Genomic DNA, 19,514 nt, shown 5'->3' with positions numbered 1-19,514 from the left:
ACTTCCGGATCGTTCAGCGCAACAGGTAGGGCATATTGACGGTGACGGCGCCCGTGGGACACCGGGCGGCGCATGGGCCGCAGTACCAGCACTCGTCCACGTGCATGAAGGCCTTACCGTTTTCCGGATTGATGGCCAGCGAGTCGAGCGGGCAGATCTCCACGCACAGCGTGCAACCTTGGATGCATAGTGATTCGTCGATGGTCACGGGAATGTCGGTGCGTTGGTTCGCCAGTGCCATCAGATGACCTTCCATTCGGATGTGCTGCGGATCAGGCTGCCGCGCATGGTGATTCGGTCCCCGCGCATGCGGATGTACTCCAGATCCACCGGTCTGCCGTCATCGAGCCGGGTCAGCCGTTCGAGCATCAGCAGCGCGGCGCCCTCGGGTGCTTCCAGGGTGGCGGCGGTGTGCGCGTCGGCGGTAATCGCTTCCAGCGCCAGGTCGGCCGAGCCGAGCGGTCCGCCGCTGATCTGTTCGATGAGTACGAAGATGTCGTTGGTCTCGAGATCGTGGCCGAGGATCTCGGTGCCGATATCGGGTGCCAGGTAGGTCAGATCCAGGCTCAGCGGCAGGTCGGCGAGATAACGCAGTCGTTCGATATAGACCACGCGCTCACCGGGATTGAGGCCGAGTTTGCGCGCGACGGCGGGTGGTGCGGTGATATGCATGGCGGCGCGCACCTCGTTGCGCACCGTGCCGTGGCCCTTGAGAGTTTCCTGCAGCCCGAGCAGTGCGTCCAGCCCGTGATCGTATTTGCGCCGGGCGACCCGGGTGCCGACCTTCGGCACCCGATCGATCAACCCTTCGTCCTTGAGCAGCGCGAGCGCGTCGCGGACAGTGTTGCGCGACGCGTCGTATTCCGCGACCAACTGCTGTTCACTCGGCAGCACGTCATCGAACGCCCCCGCATGTATCTGATGACGCAGCACGTCGGCTATCCGGCGCGCCTGGTCGGCCCGCAACCGTCGCACGGGCGTCGCCTCGGCTCCCACCTCCGCCACCTTTCTCTCGCTGACCTGCATGGATAGCGACGATAGCTGCCGCTCGGACGCCCAAATGCGCGCTAGCGAGCGCCATAAATCAGCGGATGTTATTGCGCCGCTCCCTGCTGCCTCTGACCTGGGCGGATAGGTCTCGGAGTGGCCATTGCGCCACCCTGCTCGCGGCCGACGAGTTTCGATCACACAGATTCGAATGCCGGGCGATCTGGGTGATACGGAACAACCGTGCGCGGGTGAGCCCGGGGCGTCGGTTCCGCAGCGCACAAAGCCCCATGATTGCTCTGACCAACACGCTGCCAGAGCAGCCACTTCTGGCTGGGTTCCCCCGTGGCGGTCCGCCGAGGGGGATCACTGCCCGCGACACCCCATTCGTTGTCGGGTCGACAGCACCGTCGTCCATGGGCAGCGGTCAGCGCTTGGGCTTGCGCCGCGCGGGCGCACCCCGATTCTGGTTATTGAATCAGCAGGTGACCCAGCGGTGGTTTCGGCGGTGAGTTGGGGGATTATCCGGATGCTGGTCCAGGGCGGCATCACTCCGGTGGGGGAGGCGAAATCCCCACTGGGGGTGATGTTCTGGCGGGCGCGCATCCCTACCATGACGGGCGTGGCTGTTGTCGGCGGTGTTGGTCGTACTCTGCTGGTCGCAGGGGTGTGCGCGTTGTTGGTGTCGATGGGGGTGGGTTCGGTATCGGCGGATTCGGCCGCCTCCGGTTCGGATATTTCGGTCGCGCAGTCGCTCGGTGATCGGGAGCTCACGATCATCTTGCGCCGGGTGACCAGCGTGCCGGGGCCGTTGCGGGTGGATGTGGTCACCCATGCCGGTACCGCGCCCGGGCAACTCACGCTGGCGGCGACTCCGACCGGGGTCTCGACGCGATCGACGCGGCCCGCACCGGGAGCGCCCACCGCCGAGGCGGTTGTCGAACTGGGCGGCACTCCGGGGATGTATTCGGCGACCGTCCGAATGGACCGCGCCGGGCCGTGGGAACTGGCCGTCGGCGACGGTATGCGGGTGGCGCGGATTCCATTCATCGTGCCCGCGCAGGTGACCTCGCCGCCCGAGCGCTTGGTGTATGGCGGGTTTCTGGTGGCGGGCGTACTGCTGCCGGTCGCTGTGGTGATCGCGATGCGTGCTCGGCGCAGCGTGTGGGCGCTGGTTCCGGCCGCCGGAATGGTGGCCGGGGTGGCGGTTTCGGTGACGGCCGCACTGCTTTCGGCATCGCTACCGTTGCCGCCGCAACCCGGCGCTCAGCTCGATCCCTCGCTCGACAATGTCACCGATCCCTATGCCGTGAATCAGCCGTTGATTTCGGACTTTTCGCGGCCGCCGGTACTGCTCACGGTCGCCGGTGGGACCGTGACCGCCGGACAGCCGGGCGATCTCGAGCTCGGTCTGATCGATGCCGCCACCGGTGCGCTCGTCGACGATCTGGTCGTGCACGACAGTGCGCTCATGCATCTGCTGCTGGTAGGCCCGACCGGTCGTCTGTCGCATCTGCACCCGATCCGGACCGGACCAGGTCGGTATCAAGTTCATCTCGCAGCGCCCGAGGCCGGGCGATACGCGCTGTCCGCGGAGTTGGCGCGGCGCGGCGGTGGTGTGCAAATGGTGCGCTCGGCAAGCGGATTCACGGTCTTGCCTGGTGCTGTGGCACCGGAATCTGCCAGTGCCACAATGCATCTCGGTGGCGGTGACAAGGCCGCGTCAGCCGTTGTCGACGGTAACCAGGTCACTGTCGGGACGACCACACCGGTCGCGGGGGTGCCGACCACCATTACCGCCGAATTCGGCGACGCCGCCGATCTGCAACCGTGGCTCGGCATGGTCGGCCATCTGATAATGGCGGGTCCGCTGCCCGACGATCCGAATATCGGTGCGGCCGTGCAGACTTCACCCATCTGGGGGCACGGCCACTCGATGGGCGTGATGTCGATGCGGGGTAAGTCCGAAATGCTGGGGATGGACATGGCGGGAATGGATATGACCGAGCCCGCCGCGAGCCACGGCACCATGCTCATGCCACCGGCCAACGGCGAAAGCGCTCCCGACGAGACGGTCGCCGCATACGGTCCCGATGTGCCGTTCACGTACACCTTTCCCCTCGCGGGACGCTATCGCCTCTGGATCCAGGTCGAACGGCGCTACACCGTGCTCACCGTCCCCGTCGTACTCGATGTCGCGGCGGGAGCACGGCCATGAGCGAGCAAGCGGAGAACACAGCGGCACCCCGGAAGGGTGTACTTCTCGCGGGGGGAGCGGTCGTCATCGTGCTGGCCGCCATCGCCTGGTTCGTCTGGCCGCGCCCGGCCGGTCCGCTCGTGTTGAAAGCCGGTTCCCCGCAACATCTCGTCACCATTTCCATCGACAGCGTCCGAATCGGCAGCACCGCAATCGATATCAGCGTCACCGACCGCACCGGCGCTACGAAACACCATGCCGCAGTGAGTATTCAGGCGAACCAGCCACTCACGGGCCACGCCGGAGAGCCCGTCGCGGCGATGGCCACCGGTCCGGGACATTTCCACGCCGCAGCGGTACCACTGATGATGACCGGCCCGTGGGAGCTTCGACTATCGATCGACGAACACGACAGCGTCGACGAACTCGCGGTGCCGATCTGGGTCGGCGGCTGAAACCATGCACACATCAGGAGGAATGAGCACCATGAGCACCGCAGCACCGGTCGAAGCCGACACTGGACCGGAGATCTCGGATGACACCACCGCAGCACGCATCGGCGCCTGGGGCGTACTACTGGGAACCGCAGTCACATTGATCGGACTCAGCTGGGATATCGAGTGGCACAACGAAGTCGGCCCCGATACCTTCTTCACCCTGCCGCATCTGTTCCTGTACTCCGGCAGTGCGATATCCGGATTCGTCAGCCTGGCCATGGTTCTCATCGCGACCTCGGCTCAACGTGCCGGTCGGCCCGTGCCTCGTCTCGGTGGCACCCCTATCCGTGTCTTCGGCAGCAACCTGACCGCACCGCTCGGCTATATGATCGCCGGAGCCGGTGCGGCACTATTCCTCCTCTACGGACTGCTCGATCTGGAGTGGCATTCGATCTACGGCTTCGACGCGGTGCTCAATACCCCGTCGCATGTAGCGCTGTTCCTGTCCAATGCGCTCACCATGATCGGCAGCATCATCGTTTTCGCCGCCCACCGTGATCACCGCTGGGGCCGCGGCGGCATCGTCGTCGCGATTCCGATCCTGATCACCTTCGCCCCGATTCCCACCAATGCATTGAACAACCTGCACCTGCCCGTCGATCCGACCATCCTGGGCATCGTCGCGTTCGGGCCGATGCTGCTCATCCTCGGCGCGGCACTGTTGGCTCGTGCGGGCGCGGCCATTGCCATCGCCGTTTCGCTCGGTGCGATGCAGGCGTTGCTCTGGTGGTTCTCGCCCTGGGCCGCGGAAACCTACGCGTCGGCGATCGGACTGCCGCTGCGGGACGGTCTCACAGGACGACCGCCGGATCTGCCCGTCATGATGCCGATGTTCCTGATCGTCGCGGCGGTCGCGGTCGAGGGACTGTTCTGGCTGGCCCGTACCCGTGGTTTCGATGCGCGCAAAATCGTCTTGGTGGCCGGTGCCGTGACCGGCGTCATCATCGGCGCGACGTTCCCGCTGCAGTTGAATCTGGTCCGCGCTACCTCGCATATCGCCCTCGGTGACATCGTGACGATCACGCTGCTCGGCATTCCGCTCGGCCTGCTCGCCGGATTCCTCGGCGGCCGGTTCACCACCATGCTGCCCGCGACGAAGGAAGCGTGATGACCGTACCCCGCAGGCTCACCGTCACCGTACTGGCCGTGCTCACCCTGTCGCTGATCGCCGTCGCCCCCGCCTCCGCCTATGCGCCGGTCGAGATTGTGCACACCGAGCGTGTCCAGGTGGGGCCGTACGGCGTGACCGTCGGCTTCTCCACCTGGCCGATCCGCGCGATGAAATCGCTGGACTTCACCTTCATGCCCGATGGCGGCATCGCCGACAAATCCGGGACGCTGCGCTTGACCGGACCAGCGATCAGGCCCGGTCGCCGCGCCACGCCCCTTGTCCGCCATCCCCGCAAACGCGAGTCTTGGGGCTTGGACGTCAAGGCCTTCGACGCGCCCGGCACCTACACCTTCACCTTCGCGATCGATGGCCCGCTCGGACACGGCGAAGGGACCATCGGCGATGTCACCGTGCTCGACCAGCCCGGACCGCCGCTGCCGCTGAGCTGGACGATCGGCACCCTACCGCTGGTCGGCCTGCTGGTCTTCTTCGTGGTGGCCTGGCGTCGCACCCGCCCGGGACGGCAACCGCTGGTCGTCTGACGGGTCAGAACCAGGCGTCGCGCATCTCCAGTGTGGTGCGGTCCATCAGCTCCAGCAGATCCAATTGCGGTGTGGTCTTGGGCAATTCGTAGCGGAAGAAGTAGCGGGCGGCGGCGCGCTTGCCGTCGTAGAAGTCGCCTTGTTTGCCGTGCGCGGCCAGTGCCTGCTCCAGCCAGATCCAGGCGACCACGACGTGTCCGAAGGCCTCCAGGTAGGTGCTGGAATTGGCCATGGCGGCGGCGATATCGCCGGAGGCGAACATCCAGCCGGTGACGGTGAGCAGCCGCTGCCAGACCGCATCGAGCTGTCCGCCGAATTCGGTCCACTCGCCGCCGGCGTCGGTGGCCGCCAGTACGGTCCGCTCGATCTGTGCGGCCAGCAGCCGCAGGCTCGCGCCGTCGTGCTGGATCACCTTGCGGCCCAACAGATCCAGGCCCTGGATGCCGTGCGTGCCTTCGTGGATGGGATTGAGCCGGTTATCCCGGTAATGCTGCTCGACATCGTATTCGCGGGTGTAGCCGTAGCCGCCGTGCACCTGGATGGCGAGGCTATTTGCCTCCAGACACCATTGCGACGGCCAGCTCTTCGCCACGCCGGTGAGAATTTCCAGCAGCAGCGTGTGCTCGCGTTCGGCCGCCGGATCTGTGGCGGTGCGTTCCAGGTCGACGAGGCGGTTGCAGTAGAGCAGCAGAGCGAGCGCGCCCTCGACATAAGCCTTCTGCGCCAATAGCATTCGCCGTACATCGGCGTGTTCGATGATCGGCGTCTGCGGTGCGGACGGATCCTTGGCGGTGACGGCGCGGCCCTGCCGGCGTTCCCGGGCGTAATCGAGCGATTTCAAATATCCGGTGTAGCCCAACGCTGTTGCGCCCAGACCGACGCCGAGGCGTGCCTCGTTCATCATGTGGAACATGTAGGACAGGCCGCGATGCGGTTCGCCGACGAGGTAACCCACCGCGCCGGGCGCGCCATCCGGATTGTGCTTGCCCTCACCGAAATTCAGCACCGTATTGGTGGTGCCTCGATATCCCATCTTGTGGTTCAAACCGGCCAGCACCACGTCGTTGCGCGCGCCGAGCGAACCGTCGTCGGCCACCAGGTATTTCGGCACGATGAACAGCGAGATGCCCTTGGTTCCGGCAGGTCCGCCCGGAATCTTGGCCAGGACGAGGTGCACGATATTGTCGGTCAGCTCGTGATCGCCGCCGGAGATCCACATTTTCGAGCCGAACAGGCGGTAGGTGCCATCGGCCTGGGGTTCGGCGCGGGTGACGATATCGGCCAGCGACGAGCCCGCCTGCGGTTCGGACAGACACATCGTCCCGGTGAACCTGCCCTCGACCATGGGCTTGACGAAGCGGTCGATCTGCTCCGGAGTCCCATGCGCGGCAAGGAGATTGGCATTGCCGACGGTCAGGAACAGATAGCCGGCGGTGCCGACATTGGCGGCCTGGAACCAGCAGAATCCGGCGGCCTCCACGGTGGCGGGCAGCTGCAGCCCGCCGATCTCCTCATCCATCGCGGCGCCGATGAGATTGGCCTTGGCGAAGGTCTCGATCGCGGCCTTCACCTCCGGGATGATAGTGACCTTCTCGCCGTCGAAGGTCGGCTCATTGCTGTCGTTGCGCTTGTTGTGAGTGGCGAAGTGCTGGGTGGCCAGATCCTCGCAGAGGTCGAGAAAGCCGTCGAAGGTCTCTCTGGAGTGTTCGGTGAACCGGGGCAGCGCCGTGAGCTCCTCGACCCGCAGCCATTCGTAGAGCAGGAAGTCCAGGTCCCTACGGGAGATCAGGGTCGAGCGCACGGGCACATCCTCTCGCAGTGGCGGAGCACTGGCCCAGACGGGCGCGGTACTCGCTCGGGTCGGTTTGGTACATTACTACGCATGTGTCGCGAATCGATCCCAGGGCTGGGATGACCACAACCACCGGTGCCGCCCGACCCGTCGGTCGTCCCGCCGCCGCCTCCCAGGCTCAGGTGCTCGCCGCGGCCAGCGCCCAGTTCCTGGCCTGTGAGCGGGTCGATGTGCAGGCGATCGCGGCCGAACTCGGATTGTCGCGCGCGACCATCTACCGCTGGTTCGGTTCGCGAGACGGACTGCTCGGCGCGGTCATGGTGTCGGAATTCGAGCGGATGGTCGTCGCGGCGCAGACACGCGTCGACGGCACCGGCGCGCGGCGGGTACTCGCTCTGTTGGACCGGGCGGCGCAGTGGATGACGCGCAGCGAGGCATACCGGTATTTCATCGCGACCGAACAGGCCACCGCGGGCCGCATAATCACCACCAGCGATGGGCCGGTCCAGCCGAAGGTGGTCGGGGTGGTCGCCGAAATTCTGGATACCGCGATGGTGGAGGGCTACCAGAACCGGGTCGATACCCAGACCTTCGCCTATGCGCTGGTCCGGCTCATCGAGGCCTTCCTGTATCAGGATGCGGTGACCGGCCTTCGCGGCGATGTGGAGCGGTTGCGCGCGGTGCTGGCCGTCATTCTGGGACTGGACCCGGATCAGCGCGGCCCGTAGGTATCGAGGAACAGAACGGGTCCGTTGCCGAAGTCGCCACGGGTATCCATCGCCAGGAGTCCGGCCAAAGCCTTTGCAGTGTAGACGGTTTCCAATTCCAGCCCGTTGGTCGCGGCGAGCTTCTTCGCGGCAATGGCGACCGGGGTTTCATGGCCGTAGCCGGGACCGAGCCAGTCACGCACCATCGTCACGTCGTCCGGGCGCAGCTCGGGCGCGGTGAATTCCGTGCCGCGTGCGCGCAGCACCCTCGCGGCGCGGTTCGCCAGCTCGATAATGTGTCGATCGTCGAGGGGAAGCGAGTCGTTTACGACGACACCGACGACTCGCGTACGTAGCCCGGCAAGCCGTAGGCCGAGGGCCAAACCCGCTGCCGTGCCACCGGATCCGACGGCGGTCACCAGATGTGTCGGTTGCAGTAGTTCGCCCGCGGCGATCTGCGCCGCCAGTTCCAATGCGACCTCGACATAGCCGAGTGCGCCGATCGGCGACGATCCGCCTACTGGCAGCAGATACGGTGGGGTGCGCCCGTGCATATGCCGCAGCAGCAGCCACGGTGCGGCCAGGACGGTGCGCAACTTGCTGTGCGTGAAATATAGGGTGGCGCCGGAGTTTTCCAGTCGTCGCAGCTGCGCGCGGACGTGGTCGTCCACGGGTTGGTCGACCAGCGCCAGCGCGGTGTCGATGCCGAACTCCCGCGCGTAGAGCGCCGTCGCCAGACCCCAGTTGGTTCCGGTGCCGCCGAAGGTGAGAATGGTGCGGGCACCGCGCCGTCGGGCCTCGGGCAATAGCCACTCCAGCTTGCGGATCTTATTGCCACCCCAGCCGCCGGACCCATACCCGCTTTCGTCCTTGCACCACACAGTGCTGTTGGTGCCGAGGTCCAGCGGACGGACCGGCGTCGGCGCGATACCGAGCCGGGCGAAGGGCAGTGTGCTGGCCAGTTCGGGGAAGCGCTGGTGGAGTAGGGATTCGGTCATAGTCCGACCATTATCGGGGTTCAGCTTTCTTTGGTGAGCAGTTGGTCCAGGCGGGCCGTGCAGGCCTGGGGCGGATCGCCCGTGCCGAGGTGGCTGGACATACGCAGCAGCGGAACGTAAAGCAGGACCGCGCAGGGGATTTCGTTGAAGCGCGGGTTGCGGACCGGACAGCAGTGCGGGCTTCGTAGTCGGCGATCGTTTCCTCGCGCATCGGTGTACCGGGCAGCAGTGCTTGCCGCGGCAGTTTATTGGGAGTTTCTAGCCGAAAGCTTGCTGGTACCCATCGCGGGTATCCAGGAGAGCGACAAACGAATTCCAGATCCTCAAACAGAGACGCCCAGCCAGCGCGCGAACTCTGCCGTGCTTCCTGTGCTGCGGCGCTCTGCGGCGGCGATTCCACCGAGTGTCTCTCGCACGCTCGGATGCAGCTTCGTCTGCTGGGGAGCCACCTTACGCGCGACGTTGAGTGCTTTGATCGCCTTATCCGGCTGTCCTGTCATCACCCAGGCGCGGGCGATGTCCTGCCACAAATGGCCCGCGCGGGTCCTCGCGATTGACGGCGGAAGGAGAAGGGCAGAACCCTCACGTGCCGCGCGTCCCGGGTCGCCCGCTTCGAGTTCGACACCGACCGAATGGATCTCGGTATTCGCCGGGCCGAACAGCGTCTCGTACGCGCGGGTCTCGAACCCCAACCGTGAACCGATCAGTCGCGCCTCGGCGATATGATCACGCGCCGTATCCAGCCGCAGCCCGCGAGCGGCGGCAACGGCACCCGCGAGGTGCGCCGCCCCCATAACCGAAAGCGCATCGTCACTGTCGCCTTGCGCCTCTACCAGCGCTTTGTCAACGAGCATCAACGCCAGGTCGGTGCTGTCTTGATAGACAAGCAGCCGGGTACGCATCACCTTGCCGACGGCGACCGCGAGGCGGTCGCCAGAATGTGCTGCCGCCCAGTCATAGCGGTCGACCGCGGGAATAGTCAACGACATGAAGCCGAAGCGACGACACATCCGGTCGGCCGCATTGAATGCGTTGCACAGCAGGTCGTACACCTCGGGGCTTGGGTTGTCACGTAAAGTGCCATACGTCTGTCGGATCAACGCTGGCAGATTCGCCAGCGCGCGACGGCTCTTGCCCTTGCGGTCGTCGTCGTTGATCACCTTCATCGCTGCCTGCAACTCTGCGAGCGGCGGCGGCTCTACGGCGCGAACATATTCGCCTTCGCAGAGGATCGCGCGCAATTCGGCGATGCCCTCGAGCGGGCCATCTTCTTCGAGGGTGTCCCGGAATGGCGTGCCTCGCAGTACCTCCTGGTCGATGTCGCACACGCGAGCGACGGCAGCAATGAATCCCGGCGTCGGGATCTTCAGATCCTGCTCGACTTTGCGCACCATAGAGGGGCTGTAGTCAATAGCCCGAGCCAGCTGTAGCTGTGTCATTCCAGCAACGCGACGTTCGCGGGCGATTCGCTTGCCTATGCCGAGACCCATTGCCATGGCTCGAGTTCCTTGAAGTTGAAGGTTGCCCCCATGCCTCCATCAGGGTAGCGGCATCGCGGTGTCAACACCATTGACACTTCAGTGTCATGCGGTGGCACTTTGGTGATACTTCGACGGCGTCGAGGGGTGCGACCGTTCCAGTCAGCGCACGACGTCGACGCTGCGGCCCCGAGACCACAGCGATTCGAGATCCGCGATGCGTGCGCACTAAACCGCACAATGCACCCGAGGGGACCACTCGATGCCCGCTGAACTCGTCACAGTCATGGTTGTCGCCGCCACGGTCGTGTTCTTCCTGTGGCTAGTCTTCTATGGCCTGCCCTACCTGCTCGGCTCCGGTGCCACTCCGGATGAGGCGATCCCGGCCACTGACATCCTCGAGCGCGTCACCGGTGAAACCGCGCGTATTCACCCCGCACCACCCAGCGGATACACCGTCGAAGAAGCTGGTTACGTCCTGCAAGACCACCTCGAGTGCAGCCGCGACATCTGCGACGCCAAGAACACCGCCTTCTGGATCCGCGCTGAAGCGGGGAAGCTCCAGCCAACCCGGGAAGCCGTCCGATGAGCGGCCTGATCGAATTCAGTGACGGCACATTCGGTTTCGTCGGTGACGATGGATGGGTCGAGGAATTCGACGCCATCGAGATGCCTGCCTCCGGATTGGAAACCACTCCCGCTTTAGAAGCGGCGTTCATGGACGTCGACGCCACCTCTGTCGTCGATACCGAACTGCCGCAGCGGGTCCCGTTCGTTGGGCCGCCAGCTCCGGTGGATCTGCCGGTCGAACTACTCGAGCGCATCGCAGACGCTGTCCGGGAGTGGGCCGATCAGTGAGGATTCCCGCCAACCGGATGCCGACGGCCGCCGCGTACCGGCCGGACTCACGCGACGCCGGGATCCGTCGCTACTTCGGTCTGGTCCAGTTCGCGTTGATCGTTGGCGTGCCCGCGTCGAGGCTGTGCTCTTGGCGGCACGGCACCCACATCTGGGTGCCCTCACCCGACATTCAAGTCGGCGACCATCCCGGTTGGTCGATGGCCTGCATCGACGCATGGGTTCCCGGCGGCGACCCGTTCCTGCGGCCGCCAGTTGTGCAATTCGCAGACACCGCCGCCATCAGAGCCCGCTACCACGGGATGCCCGCCTCCACGTTGTGGGCGTGCATCGGCGACGGCACTATCCCCCGGCCGGTCGTGTGGGTCGACAACCGACCGGGCTGGCTGTTGTGACGCGTGCCCGTCACAACTCCCGTCCCCGGCCGTGCGTGGCCGGGGACGGTTCTGATCTCTCCCGTGCTGCTTCAGTCAGCCACGATGAGACCGTGTTTGCGGGCAACGGCGGCAGCTTCGGTTCGCGTCGCGGCACCGAGTTTGGTGAGGATGCGCGATACGTGCACGCCCGCGGTATTGCCGCTGATGAACAGCTCGGCTGCGATCTGGCGATTGCTCAACCCTTGTGCGACCAAACGTAATACGTCGATCTCGCGTGGTGTCAGACCGAAGGTGCGTGGCAGCCCAGTCGCCGGTTCCGGCCGGGCTACCTGGAGTACCACCCTGGCACGCTCGGCCACCTGCTGGGCCGCGTTGGCCAATCGTGTCGCCCCCAAATCCGCCGCGAGTTCGGCGGCTTCGCGCAGGGGTTCTCGGGCGGCGGCGCGATTGCCGACCGCCAGTTCGGCTTCGGCGGCGCTGAGCAGGCTGCGAGCCAGGTCGTAGCGTTGATCGATGGCGCGCCATGCGGATACCGCCTGGTGCCAGGCGGCCGGATCGCTGTTTCTGCTGGCGGTGACGACGGCATGGTAGGCCGTATCGACCGCGGTGGTCACCGGCAACCGGTCGGCGGTGGACGCGAGTTCCGTTGGCGCGTTCGTGATCCGGGCCGCGGTTGCGAGCAATGGCCACACCTCGTGGTGGTGGGTGGCGAGGTCATCGGCCGCCAGCGTCTCGGCGACGATCTCACCGGCATGTGGGAATTGTCCTTCCGCGATCGCGATTTCGGTTCGCACCGTGCGCAATTGGAGCTGGTACTGGCGCGCCCACGGTCCGTCGCTCAAGAGTGTCGCTGCGGTGTCGGCACTGCTGATTGCCGCGGCCGAAGAGCCCTGCGCCAGCACGATTCTCGCGTGACAGAGCAGCAGCGCGGCCGTGCTGAGTGGCGGTAGCTGCTCGGTTAGCGATTCGTCGATGAGGCCCAGCGCCTCCGGCCAGCGTCCGAGTCCGGCCAACGCCTGAGCCCATTTCACCAGCAGGATGGGTGCGGCATCGGCGAAACGAAAGGTTTCATGGGCGGCCCGCAAACCCTGTTCGATTGCCTCGATGGCTGCCTGGTATTCGCCCGCCGCGACCAGCGCCGCCGACTCCCACAGCACCACAGTCAACAATGTCTGCGAATCGTTCGCCGCAGCATGCGCCTGCTCGAAATACGCGACGGCGGAGCCATTTCCGGCGGCCGCCGCGAGCCCCTGGTAGGCATAGCCGCGTGCGGCGAGCGCCGGCGTGCCGGTCTGCTCGGCGACCTCCACCGCGGCGCGGGCATCGCGCGCGGCCCCGACGGCGTCACCGTTGAAGACACGAGATGCGGCGAGCGTTGCGAGCACCTCACCACGCAGCACACTCGGCGGATGCGCGGGCAATAACTCCAATGCCCGGGTGAGATCATCGACGGAACCGCCGCTGCTCTGATTCTCCAGGCCCGCACGGTAGTAGTACAGGCGCGCGGCCCGCTCCGGTGCTTCCGAGACATCCAGCAGTTTCAGCGCCTCATCGGCAGCCGCCACGCCGCGTTCGACGATGCCACCGTGAAAGCATGCCTCGACAATGCGTTCCAACACGATGAGCCGATCGGCCCCGACCAGCGTCGCCGCATCGGGCACGCGGTCCCACAGCTCCACTACGCGGTCCAGCTGGCGCACGCGTTCGCTTTGTGCCCCTTCGGATTCTGTTGCGGCACACCAGGATGCCACGAGTGCGTGTGGCAGATCGCCCGCAGCGTACGCGTGATAGGCCAGCTCACCCTGCCGCTGGTCACCGGCCTGCAGCGCCTCTTCTGCGAGCAGTACCTGAGAAAGCCTGGTGTGCAAGCGCTTTCGCTCGACCGGCAGCATATCGTCATAGACGGCATCGCGAATCAGACTGTGCCGGAACTCGTAGCCGCTATCAGTGGCGAGCAGCAACCGGTGGTCGGTGAGCTGGCGCAGTGCTAGATGCAGCGCGTCTTCGGACAGGTCTGTCGCGGATTCCAGTAGCCCGGCCCGCACCGGCGAACCCGCGGTGGCGGCGAGTCGCAGGAGCGCCTTGGCATCCTCGGGCAGCCCGGCCTGATAGCCCAGCAGCAGGTCGGACAGGTCCGTCGGTACGCGGTCGGGATCCTCCTGCAGCGCTCGCCCCAGCGCCTCGACGAAAAGCGGAATTCCCTTGCTGCGCTGGAAGACTCGGGTGACAACCCCGGGTTCGGGTTCGCGGTTGAGCACCGCGGCGAGTTGACGCCCGACCTCGTGTTTGGTCAGCGGCTCCGGATTCAGTACGCGCACACCGGGATCACGGCGCAGCCCGGTGACGAGTCGACGCAGCGGCTCCGAATCGGTAGGCCGGTAGGTGCCGATCAGGAGCAGATCGCGCTGGGTGAGATTCGCGATGAGGAACGCCAGCAGTTCGCGGCTCGAATCATCGGCCCAGTGCAGATCCTCCAGGACGAGCACCACCGGCTGCGAGATCGCCAGTTGCTCGAATACCGTGAGGATCTCGCCGAACAACCGGATCCGATCCGATTCGGGCTCGGCCGCGCCGGTGCGCATCGCAAGCTCGGGCAGCCAGCGTGAGAGCGCGGGGCGAGCGACTGGAAGTAGTGCGGTCAGCTCGTCGACGCCGATCCGCCGCACCAGAGCGCGCATGATCGTGACGAACGGCGCGAACGGCACTCCGCTCGCGCCGAACTCCGGACACCGGCCGGTCAGTACCAGCACATCCGAGCCGAGCCGCGAGGTGAATTCGCTGACCAGCCGCGACTTGCCGAGACCGGGCTCACCGGCGATCAGCACGGTATGCACCGACTCGTCCTGGTACGCACTCTGGAGCGCGGAGACCTCTGCTGCTCGCCCGACGAAGGCACCGCGGTCGGGAACGCTCAACACCACGCGATCATGCCCGGATCAAGAGCTCGGTGCCAATGTAAAGAGCCGTGGACCCGAAGATAACGAATTCTCGTGATCCGTCGGCACCCCCGTTACCAGCAGAGTCGATCACATGACGAACAACGAAATCCGCCCCTTCCGCATCGAGATCCCCCAGACCGATATCGACGATCTGCGCGAGCGGCTGACCCGCACCCGCTGGATCGACGACCTGCCCGGCACCGGCTGGGAGCGCGGCGTGCCCACCGCCTATCTGCGCGAGCTCGCCGGTTACTGGGCCGAGAAGTTCGACTGGCGCGCGACCGAGGCGGAGCTCAACGAATACCCGCAGTTCAGCACCACTATTGACGGGCAGGATGTGCACTTCCTGCACGTGCGGTCCGCCGAAGCCGATGCCACCCCGCTGCTGTTGCTGCACGGCTGGCCCAGCTCGGTGATCGATTTTCTGGATCTGATCGGCCCGCTGACCGATCCGAAGGCGCACGGTCACGCCGACGTGCCCGCCTTCCACTTGGTCATTCCGTCGCTGCCGGGCCATGGCTTCTCCGGTCCGATCACCGAGGCGGGCTGGCATGACGGCCGGGTCGCGGCGGCCCTGGCGGAGCTGATGGCTCGCCTCGGCTACGACCGGTACGGGGTGCACGGTGGCGACCACGGCGCGTTCCTGGCCCCGCGGCTGGCCCGCCTCGATGGCGCGCATGCGCTCGGCGTGCACGTCAATGCGCTGGTCACCTTCCCGACCGGCGATCCGGCCGATATGGCCGCGCTCACCGAGGCCGAGCAGCAGCGGCTGGCGCGCATGCAGAGCTTCCAGAAGGACGGCTCGGCCTATATGAATCTCAATGGTTCGCGCCCGAACACCATCGCGCAGTTGCTGGCCGATTCCCCGGCCGGGCAGCTCGGCTGGATCGTCGAGAAGTACAAGGAGTGGATCGACCAGTCGCACGATCTGCCCGAACAGGGCATCGACCGGGATCGAATGCTGGCGAATGTGAGCATCTACTGGTTCACTGATACCGCGCGCAGCGTGGCCAACTTCTACTACGAGCGGTTCCACGATGCCGCGATGTTCGCGCCCACGCCGAAGGGCACGGTGCCCACCGGTGTCGCGGTCTTCAAGGACGGCGACTACGCGATCCGCCGCTTCGCGGAGAAGGCGCACAACATCACCCACTGGTCGGAGTTCTACTCCGGTGGCCATTTCCCGGCACTCGAGGTTCCCGACCTGCTGATCGGCGATATCCGCGAGTTCTTCCGCACCATCGGCTGAGGCCACCGACCGGGGGATTTGCGTCTCCACCAAGGGGAGACAAGAGGGCAGAGGTATGGACGGCGACACGCTTTATCCGATCGGCACGATGGCCGAACGGACCGGTCTCTCGGTCAAGACCATTCGGTTCTACGCCGACACCGGTGTCGTGCCGCCGACCACCCACAGCCCCGCCGGTTACCGGCTCTACGACGACGATGCGCTCGCCCGCCTGCAACTGGTGCGCACCCTGCGTGAACTCGGGATCGATCTGCACGCCATCCGACAGGTGCTCGACCGCAAACTGACGGTGCCCGAGGTCGCGGCCGCCCATGCCGACGCGCTGGAATTCCAGATCAGCACACTCCGAGTGCGACGCACGGTGTTACGAGCGATAGCCGAGCGGGGCTCGACCCCTGAGGAGATGGAACTCATGCACAAGCTCGTCGAACTCTCCGACGCCGAAAAGCGCCGCCTCATTACCGAATTCGTCGAAGACACCTTCGGTGGTACCGATGCGAACCCGGAATTCGTCGACCTCATCCGCTCGACAATGCCGGAACTGCCCGACGACCCGGCACCCGCCCAGGTGCGGGCCTGGGTGGAACTCGCCGAACTCACCCGAGATCCGGATTTCCGCGCATCGGTGCGCCGCATGGCTGAATATCAGGCCGCACAGCGCGCCGAAGGCGACACCACCGGCCTGCACCACGAGCTGACCGAACTCGTGCGCGAACGAGTCGGTCAGGCGCTCGCGGCGGGCACAGCGCCGTCGTCGGTTGCGGCCCAGCTCATTGTCGATGAGCTGACCGCCGCATATGCGACGACATTCGGCCGCCGCCCCGATGACGCCGAGCTACGGAACTGGCTGCTGCTACGCCTCGACGTCGCGGGAGACCCACGCGCCGAACGCTACTGGCAACTCCTCTCGATCATCAATGGCTGGCCCGTCCCGCCGACACTTGGTCCGGTGTTCGAATGGTTCGGTGCCGCGCTGCGGGCGAATCCCTGACCGGGTGCATCATTCGAGATCCGCCAGCTTGGCGAGGATGGCCGCGGCCATGGCCGCCGGATCGCCGTCCTCGGGACGCAGCACCAGTTCGGCTCGAGTGGGTGCCTCGTAGGGATCGTCGATGCCGGTGAAGCCGCGGATCTCACCGGCCCGGGCCTTGGCGTACATGCCCTTGGGGTCGCGGGCCTCGCAGATCTCCAGTGGTGTATCCACGAAGATTTCGACGAACGGGATGCCCGCGGTATCGTGCACGGCCCGTACCTTATTGCGATCGGCGGCGTAGGGACTGATCAGGGAAACCACCGCGACCACACCGGCTTCGGCGAACAGTCGCGCCACTTCGCCCACGCGGCGGATGTTCTCGACGCGATCAGCCGCGCCGAAGCCGAGGTCGGCATTGAGGCCGTGCCGCAGATTGTCACCGTCGAGCAGGAAGGCCGGACGGCCCGCCGCGACCAGGCGACGTTCCAGTTCCACTGCGACGGAGGACTTTCCGGAGCCGGACAGGCCGGTCAACCAGACCGTCAGCCCTGCTGTCGGGCGCTCGTCGCGGCCGACAGCGGTGGCATGCCAGACGACACGAGAGGAGGGCAAGGTCGGCCCGGTGATCATGCCCGCGGCGACGGTGTTGTTGGTGGTGTCGTCGACGAGGATGAAGCTGCCAGTGATGCGGTTGCGGCGGTACGGATCGAACAGCAGCGGCTGGCGTGTGCGCAGCTGAATGCGTCCGATTTCGTTGAGCGACAACGAATTCGCGCTCTCATCGCGATGCAGGGTATTGACGTCGAGCCGGTAGTCCAGGCTGCGCACCTCGGCGGTCGCGGTGCGGGTGGTGTGCCGGATGGTGTAGGTGGCACCGGGGGTGAGATCGGAGTCCTCGGCGAACCAGCACACCATCGCGTCCAGATCGCGTCCGACATGGGGCCGGTTCGCGGGGCGGCAGATCAGATCGCCACGGGAGACGTCGAGTTGGTCGGTGAGTTGGATGGTAACGGCCTGCGGCGGAAAGGCTTCGGTGATCGGTGTTCCGCCTGGACCCCAGATCGCCTCGACCGTTGTGGTGAATCCGGAAGGCAGCACCGCGACTTCGTCACCCGGCTTGAAGACACCACCCGACACAGTGCCCGCATACCCCCGGAAATCCTCTGCGTGCCTGCGGGTTACATACTGCACCGGGAACCGCGCGTCGATGAGATTACGGTCGGAGGCGATATGCACCTCCTCGAGGTGGTGCAGTAGCGGCGAGCCCTCGTACCAGGGCATGCTCGCACCGCGATGCACGATATTGTCCCCGTGCAGTGCCGACATCGGGATGAAGCTCAGATCGGCGACCTCGAGTTTCGTCGCGAAGCTGGCGAATTCCTCGCGGATTTCCTCGAACCGGTCCTGCGACCAGCCGGCCAGATCCATTTTGTTCACGCACACCACCAGGTGCGGGATGCCGAGCAGACTGGCCAGGAAGGCATGCCGCCGAGTCTGTTCCACAATGCCCTTGCGCGCGTCCACCAGGATCAGCGCGAGATCGGCGGTGGAGGCGCCGGTGACCATATTGCGGGTGTACTGGATGTGGCCGGGTGTGTCGGCGATGATGAATTTGCGCCGGGGCGTGGCGAAGTAGCGGTGCGCAACGTCGATGGTGATGCCCTGTTCGCGTTCGGCGCGCAGGCCATCGGTGAGCAACGCCAGATCCGGATAGTCGTCACCGCGCGCCTTACTGGTCCGCTCCACCGCGGCGAGCTGATCGGTGAAGATCGTCTTGGAGTCGAACAGCAGACGGCCGATCAGCGTCGACTTACCGTCATCGACGCTGCCCGCGGTGGCCAGGCGCAGCAGGGTGGTGGTCGTCATCAGAAATACCCTTCCCGTTTGCGGTCTTCCATGCCTGCCTCGGAAATACGGTCATCGGCGCGGGTGGCGCCGCGCTCGGTGACTCGGGTGGCGGCGACTTCGGTGACCACATCCGCGGGGTTCGCCGCGGTCGATTCGACACATCCGGTGCAGGTCGCATCGCCGACCGTCCGGAATCGCACCGTGCTCTCATACGGCTGCTCACCGTCGAGCAAGGTGAGAAATCGCGTGTGCGCCAATAACATTCCGTCGCGTTGGACGACCTTTCGGCGGTGCGCGTAGTAGAGCGGCGGCAGCTCGATGGCTTCGGCGGCGATGTAATGCCAGATATCGAGTTCGGTCCAATTGGACAGCGGGAACACCCGGATGTGTTCGCCCTTGCTGTGGCGACCGTTGTAGAGATTCCACAGTTCCGGTCGCTGATTGCGCGGATCCCACTGCCCGTATTCGTCGCGGAAGCTGAATACGCGCTCCTTGGCGCGCGCCTTCTCCTCGTCGCGGCGCGCGCCGCCGAATACCGCGTCATATCCGCCCTCGCGGATCGAGCGCAGCAACGTGGCTGTCTGCAAACGGTTTCGGGAGGCGCGCGGTCCGGTCTCCTCCTTTACCCGGCCCGCGTCTATATCGTCCTGCACACTCGCGACCACGAGTCGCAGACCGAGCCGCTCGACGGTGCGGTCGCGGTATTCGATGACCTCGTCGAAATTGTGTCCGGTATCGATATGCAGCACCGGGAACGGCAGCGGCGCCGGCCAGAAGGCCTTCGCCGCCAGGTGCAGCATGACCACCGAATCCTTACCGCCGGAGAACAGCAGCACCGGCCGTTCGAAGGTCGCGGCGACTTCCCGGAATATATGTGCCGACTCGGCCTCGAGCGCATCCAGATGAGGCAGCTCGTAGGTGTTCGCCGTCGACTTCGCGTACTGGCTCACGCCCCAAAACT

Annotated in this window: 18 protein-coding genes; 10 read left to right on the top strand and 8 right to left on the bottom strand. The window is 65.7% G+C overall.

Translation table 11 applies throughout. The features are described 5' to 3' along the window. Positions 1 to 13: 13 nt before the first annotated feature. The gene (locus tag AB0J47_RS11125) at positions 14 to 241 is read right to left on the bottom strand and encodes a ferredoxin family protein (protein ID WP_040689749.1); all 228 of its coding nucleotides are present in this window, start codon (positions 239 to 241) and stop codon (positions 14 to 16) included. Beyond that, complete coding sequence (locus AB0J47_RS11120) at positions 241 to 1,026, bottom strand: GntR family transcriptional regulator (protein ID WP_364343579.1); 786 nt, start codon at positions 1,024 to 1,026, stop codon at positions 241 to 243. The genes AB0J47_RS11125 and AB0J47_RS11120 overlap by 1 nt, the downstream gene beginning before the upstream one ends. A 469-nt stretch (positions 1,027 to 1,495) precedes the next feature. On the opposite strand from AB0J47_RS11120, the gene AB0J47_RS11115 reads away from it, so the two are divergent. From AB0J47_RS11115 to AB0J47_RS11100, 4 genes are read left to right on the top strand one after another with little or no spacing between them, the layout of a single operon-like run. Continuing rightward, positions 1,496 to 3,205: a hypothetical protein gene (locus tag AB0J47_RS11115; protein WP_364343576.1), complete on the top strand. Its 1,710-nt coding sequence runs from the start codon at positions 1,496 to 1,498 to the stop codon at positions 3,203 to 3,205. Beyond that, positions 3,202 to 3,639, top strand: coding sequence for a FixH family protein (locus tag AB0J47_RS11110; protein WP_364343573.1), 438 nt, complete (start codon positions 3,202 to 3,204; stop codon positions 3,637 to 3,639). Before AB0J47_RS11115 ends, AB0J47_RS11110 begins: the two co-directional genes overlap by 4 nt. Positions 3,640 to 3,670: 31 nt before the next feature. Further along, positions 3,671 to 4,789, top strand: coding sequence for a hypothetical protein (locus AB0J47_RS11105; protein WP_364343570.1), 1,119 nt, complete (start codon positions 3,671 to 3,673; stop codon positions 4,787 to 4,789). Continuing rightward, a complete protein-coding gene (locus tag AB0J47_RS11100; protein WP_364343567.1) occupies positions 4,789 to 5,334 on the top strand; it encodes a hypothetical protein in 546 nt (181 codons plus the stop codon). The genes AB0J47_RS11105 and AB0J47_RS11100 overlap by 1 nt, the downstream gene beginning before the upstream one ends. 4 nt (positions 5,335 to 5,338) lie before the next feature. Here the strand turns inward: AB0J47_RS11100 and AB0J47_RS11095 are convergent, their stop codons facing one another. Beyond that, positions 5,339 to 7,135, bottom strand: a complete 1,797-nt coding sequence (locus tag AB0J47_RS11095; protein WP_364343564.1) for an acyl-CoA dehydrogenase — start codon at positions 7,133 to 7,135, stop codon at positions 5,339 to 5,341. Between the two features lie 110 nt (positions 7,136 to 7,245). On the opposite strand from AB0J47_RS11095, the gene AB0J47_RS11090 reads away from it, so the two are divergent. Beyond that, positions 7,246 to 7,854, top strand: coding sequence for a QsdR family transcriptional regulator (locus AB0J47_RS11090; RefSeq protein WP_364343561.1), 609 nt, complete (start codon positions 7,246 to 7,248; stop codon positions 7,852 to 7,854). Here AB0J47_RS11090 and AB0J47_RS11085 read toward each other — a convergent pair. Beyond that, entirely contained in the window at positions 7,839 to 8,831 is a 993-nt protein-coding gene (locus AB0J47_RS11085; protein ID WP_364343558.1) for a pyridoxal-phosphate dependent enzyme, read from the bottom strand. The genes AB0J47_RS11090 and AB0J47_RS11085 overlap by 16 nt on opposite strands. A gap of 323 nt (positions 8,832 to 9,154) precedes the next feature. Beyond that, the gene (locus tag AB0J47_RS11080; RefSeq protein WP_364343555.1) at positions 9,155 to 10,327 is read right to left on the bottom strand and encodes a helix-turn-helix transcriptional regulator; all 1,173 of its coding nucleotides are present in this window, start codon (positions 10,325 to 10,327) and stop codon (positions 9,155 to 9,157) included. Between the two features lie 244 nt (positions 10,328 to 10,571). Here AB0J47_RS11080 and AB0J47_RS11075 point away from each other — a divergent pair, with 244 nt between their 5' ends. From AB0J47_RS11075 to AB0J47_RS11065, 3 genes are read left to right on the top strand one after another with little or no spacing between them, the layout of a single operon-like run. Beyond that, positions 10,572 to 10,898 (top strand): hypothetical protein, encoded by a 327-nt coding sequence (locus tag AB0J47_RS11075; RefSeq protein ID WP_364343552.1) that lies wholly within the window; start codon positions 10,572 to 10,574, stop codon positions 10,896 to 10,898. Beyond that, a complete protein-coding gene (locus AB0J47_RS11070; RefSeq protein WP_364343549.1) occupies positions 10,895 to 11,167 on the top strand; it encodes a hypothetical protein in 273 nt (90 codons plus the stop codon). The genes AB0J47_RS11075 and AB0J47_RS11070 overlap by 4 nt, the downstream gene beginning before the upstream one ends. Beyond that, a complete protein-coding gene (locus tag AB0J47_RS11065) occupies positions 11,164 to 11,562 on the top strand; it encodes a hypothetical protein (RefSeq protein ID WP_364343546.1) in 399 nt (132 codons plus the stop codon). Before AB0J47_RS11070 ends, AB0J47_RS11065 begins: the two co-directional genes overlap by 4 nt. A 71-nt stretch (positions 11,563 to 11,633) precedes the next feature. On the opposite strand, the gene AB0J47_RS11060 is transcribed toward AB0J47_RS11065, so the two are convergent. Next, on the bottom strand, positions 11,634 to 14,462 hold the full coding sequence (locus AB0J47_RS11060) for an AAA family ATPase (RefSeq protein WP_364343543.1): 2,829 nt from the start codon (positions 14,460 to 14,462) through the stop codon (positions 11,634 to 11,636). Between the two features lie 112 nt (positions 14,463 to 14,574). Here AB0J47_RS11060 and AB0J47_RS11055 point away from each other — a divergent pair, with 112 nt between their 5' ends. Both AB0J47_RS11055 and AB0J47_RS11050 read left to right on the top strand, forming a co-directional pair. Continuing rightward, entirely contained in the window at positions 14,575 to 15,732 is a 1,158-nt protein-coding gene (locus AB0J47_RS11055) for an epoxide hydrolase family protein (protein WP_364343540.1), read from the top strand. A 55-nt stretch (positions 15,733 to 15,787) separates the two neighbouring features. Beyond that, the gene (locus AB0J47_RS11050) at positions 15,788 to 16,723 is read left to right on the top strand and encodes a MerR family transcriptional regulator (protein ID WP_364343537.1); all 936 of its coding nucleotides are present in this window, start codon (positions 15,788 to 15,790) and stop codon (positions 16,721 to 16,723) included. A 9-nt stretch (positions 16,724 to 16,732) separates the two neighbouring features. On the opposite strand, the gene cysC is transcribed toward AB0J47_RS11050, so the two are convergent. Both cysC and cysD read right to left on the bottom strand, forming a co-directional pair. Beyond that, complete coding sequence (cysC, locus tag AB0J47_RS11045; protein ID WP_364343534.1) at positions 16,733 to 18,571, bottom strand: adenylyl-sulfate kinase; 1,839 nt, start codon at positions 18,569 to 18,571, stop codon at positions 16,733 to 16,735. Beyond that, positions 18,571 to 19,503: a sulfate adenylyltransferase subunit CysD gene (gene cysD, locus AB0J47_RS11040; RefSeq protein ID WP_364343531.1), complete on the bottom strand. Its 933-nt coding sequence runs from the start codon at positions 19,501 to 19,503 to the stop codon at positions 18,571 to 18,573. The genes cysC and cysD overlap by 1 nt, the downstream gene beginning before the upstream one ends. Positions 19,504 to 19,514: the final 11 nt, after the last annotated feature.

Source organism: Nocardia sp. NPDC049737 (assembly GCF_040674755.1).
Taxonomy (GTDB): Bacteria; Actinomycetota; Actinomycetes; order Mycobacteriales; family Mycobacteriaceae; genus Nocardia.
The sequence above is the reverse complement of the archived record's forward strand: the minus strand, read 5'-3'. Positions and strand labels throughout refer to the sequence as shown.

Bases quoted from the DNA above. Each gene is read 5' to 3' on its own strand.
- AB0J47_RS11120 (WP_364343579.1), bottom strand. From the start codon at position 1,026: ATGCAGGTCAGCGAGAGAAAGGTGGCGGAGGTGGGAGCCGAGGCGACG.
- AB0J47_RS11085 (WP_364343558.1), bottom strand. From the start codon at position 8,831: ATGACCGAATCCCTACTCCACCAGCGCTTCCCCGAACTGGCCAGCACA.
- AB0J47_RS11080 (WP_364343555.1), bottom strand. From the start codon at position 10,327: ATGGCAATGGGTCTCGGCATAGGCAAGCGAATCGCCCGCGAACGTCGC.
- AB0J47_RS11105 (WP_364343570.1), top strand. From the start codon at position 3,671: ATGAGCACCGCAGCACCGGTCGAAGCCGACACTGGACCGGAGATCTCG.
- AB0J47_RS11110 (WP_364343573.1), top strand. From the start codon at position 3,202: ATGAGCGAGCAAGCGGAGAACACAGCGGCACCCCGGAAGGGTGTACTT.
- AB0J47_RS11055 (WP_364343540.1), top strand. From the start codon at position 14,575: ATGACGAACAACGAAATCCGCCCCTTCCGCATCGAGATCCCCCAGACC.
- AB0J47_RS11070 (WP_364343549.1), top strand. From the start codon at position 10,895: ATGAGCGGCCTGATCGAATTCAGTGACGGCACATTCGGTTTCGTCGGT.
- cysC (WP_364343534.1), bottom strand. From the start codon at position 18,571: ATGACGACCACCACCCTGCTGCGCCTGGCCACCGCGGGCAGCGTCGAT.
- AB0J47_RS11090 (WP_364343561.1), top strand. From the start codon at position 7,246: ATGACCACAACCACCGGTGCCGCCCGACCCGTCGGTCGTCCCGCCGCC.
- AB0J47_RS11050 (WP_364343537.1), top strand. From the start codon at position 15,788: ATGGACGGCGACACGCTTTATCCGATCGGCACGATGGCCGAACGGACC.
- AB0J47_RS11075 (WP_364343552.1), top strand. From the start codon at position 10,572: ATGCCCGCTGAACTCGTCACAGTCATGGTTGTCGCCGCCACGGTCGTG.
- AB0J47_RS11100 (WP_364343567.1), top strand. From the start codon at position 4,789: ATGACCGTACCCCGCAGGCTCACCGTCACCGTACTGGCCGTGCTCACC.
- AB0J47_RS11125 (WP_040689749.1), bottom strand. From the start codon at position 241: ATGGCACTGGCGAACCAACGCACCGACATTCCCGTGACCATCGACGAA.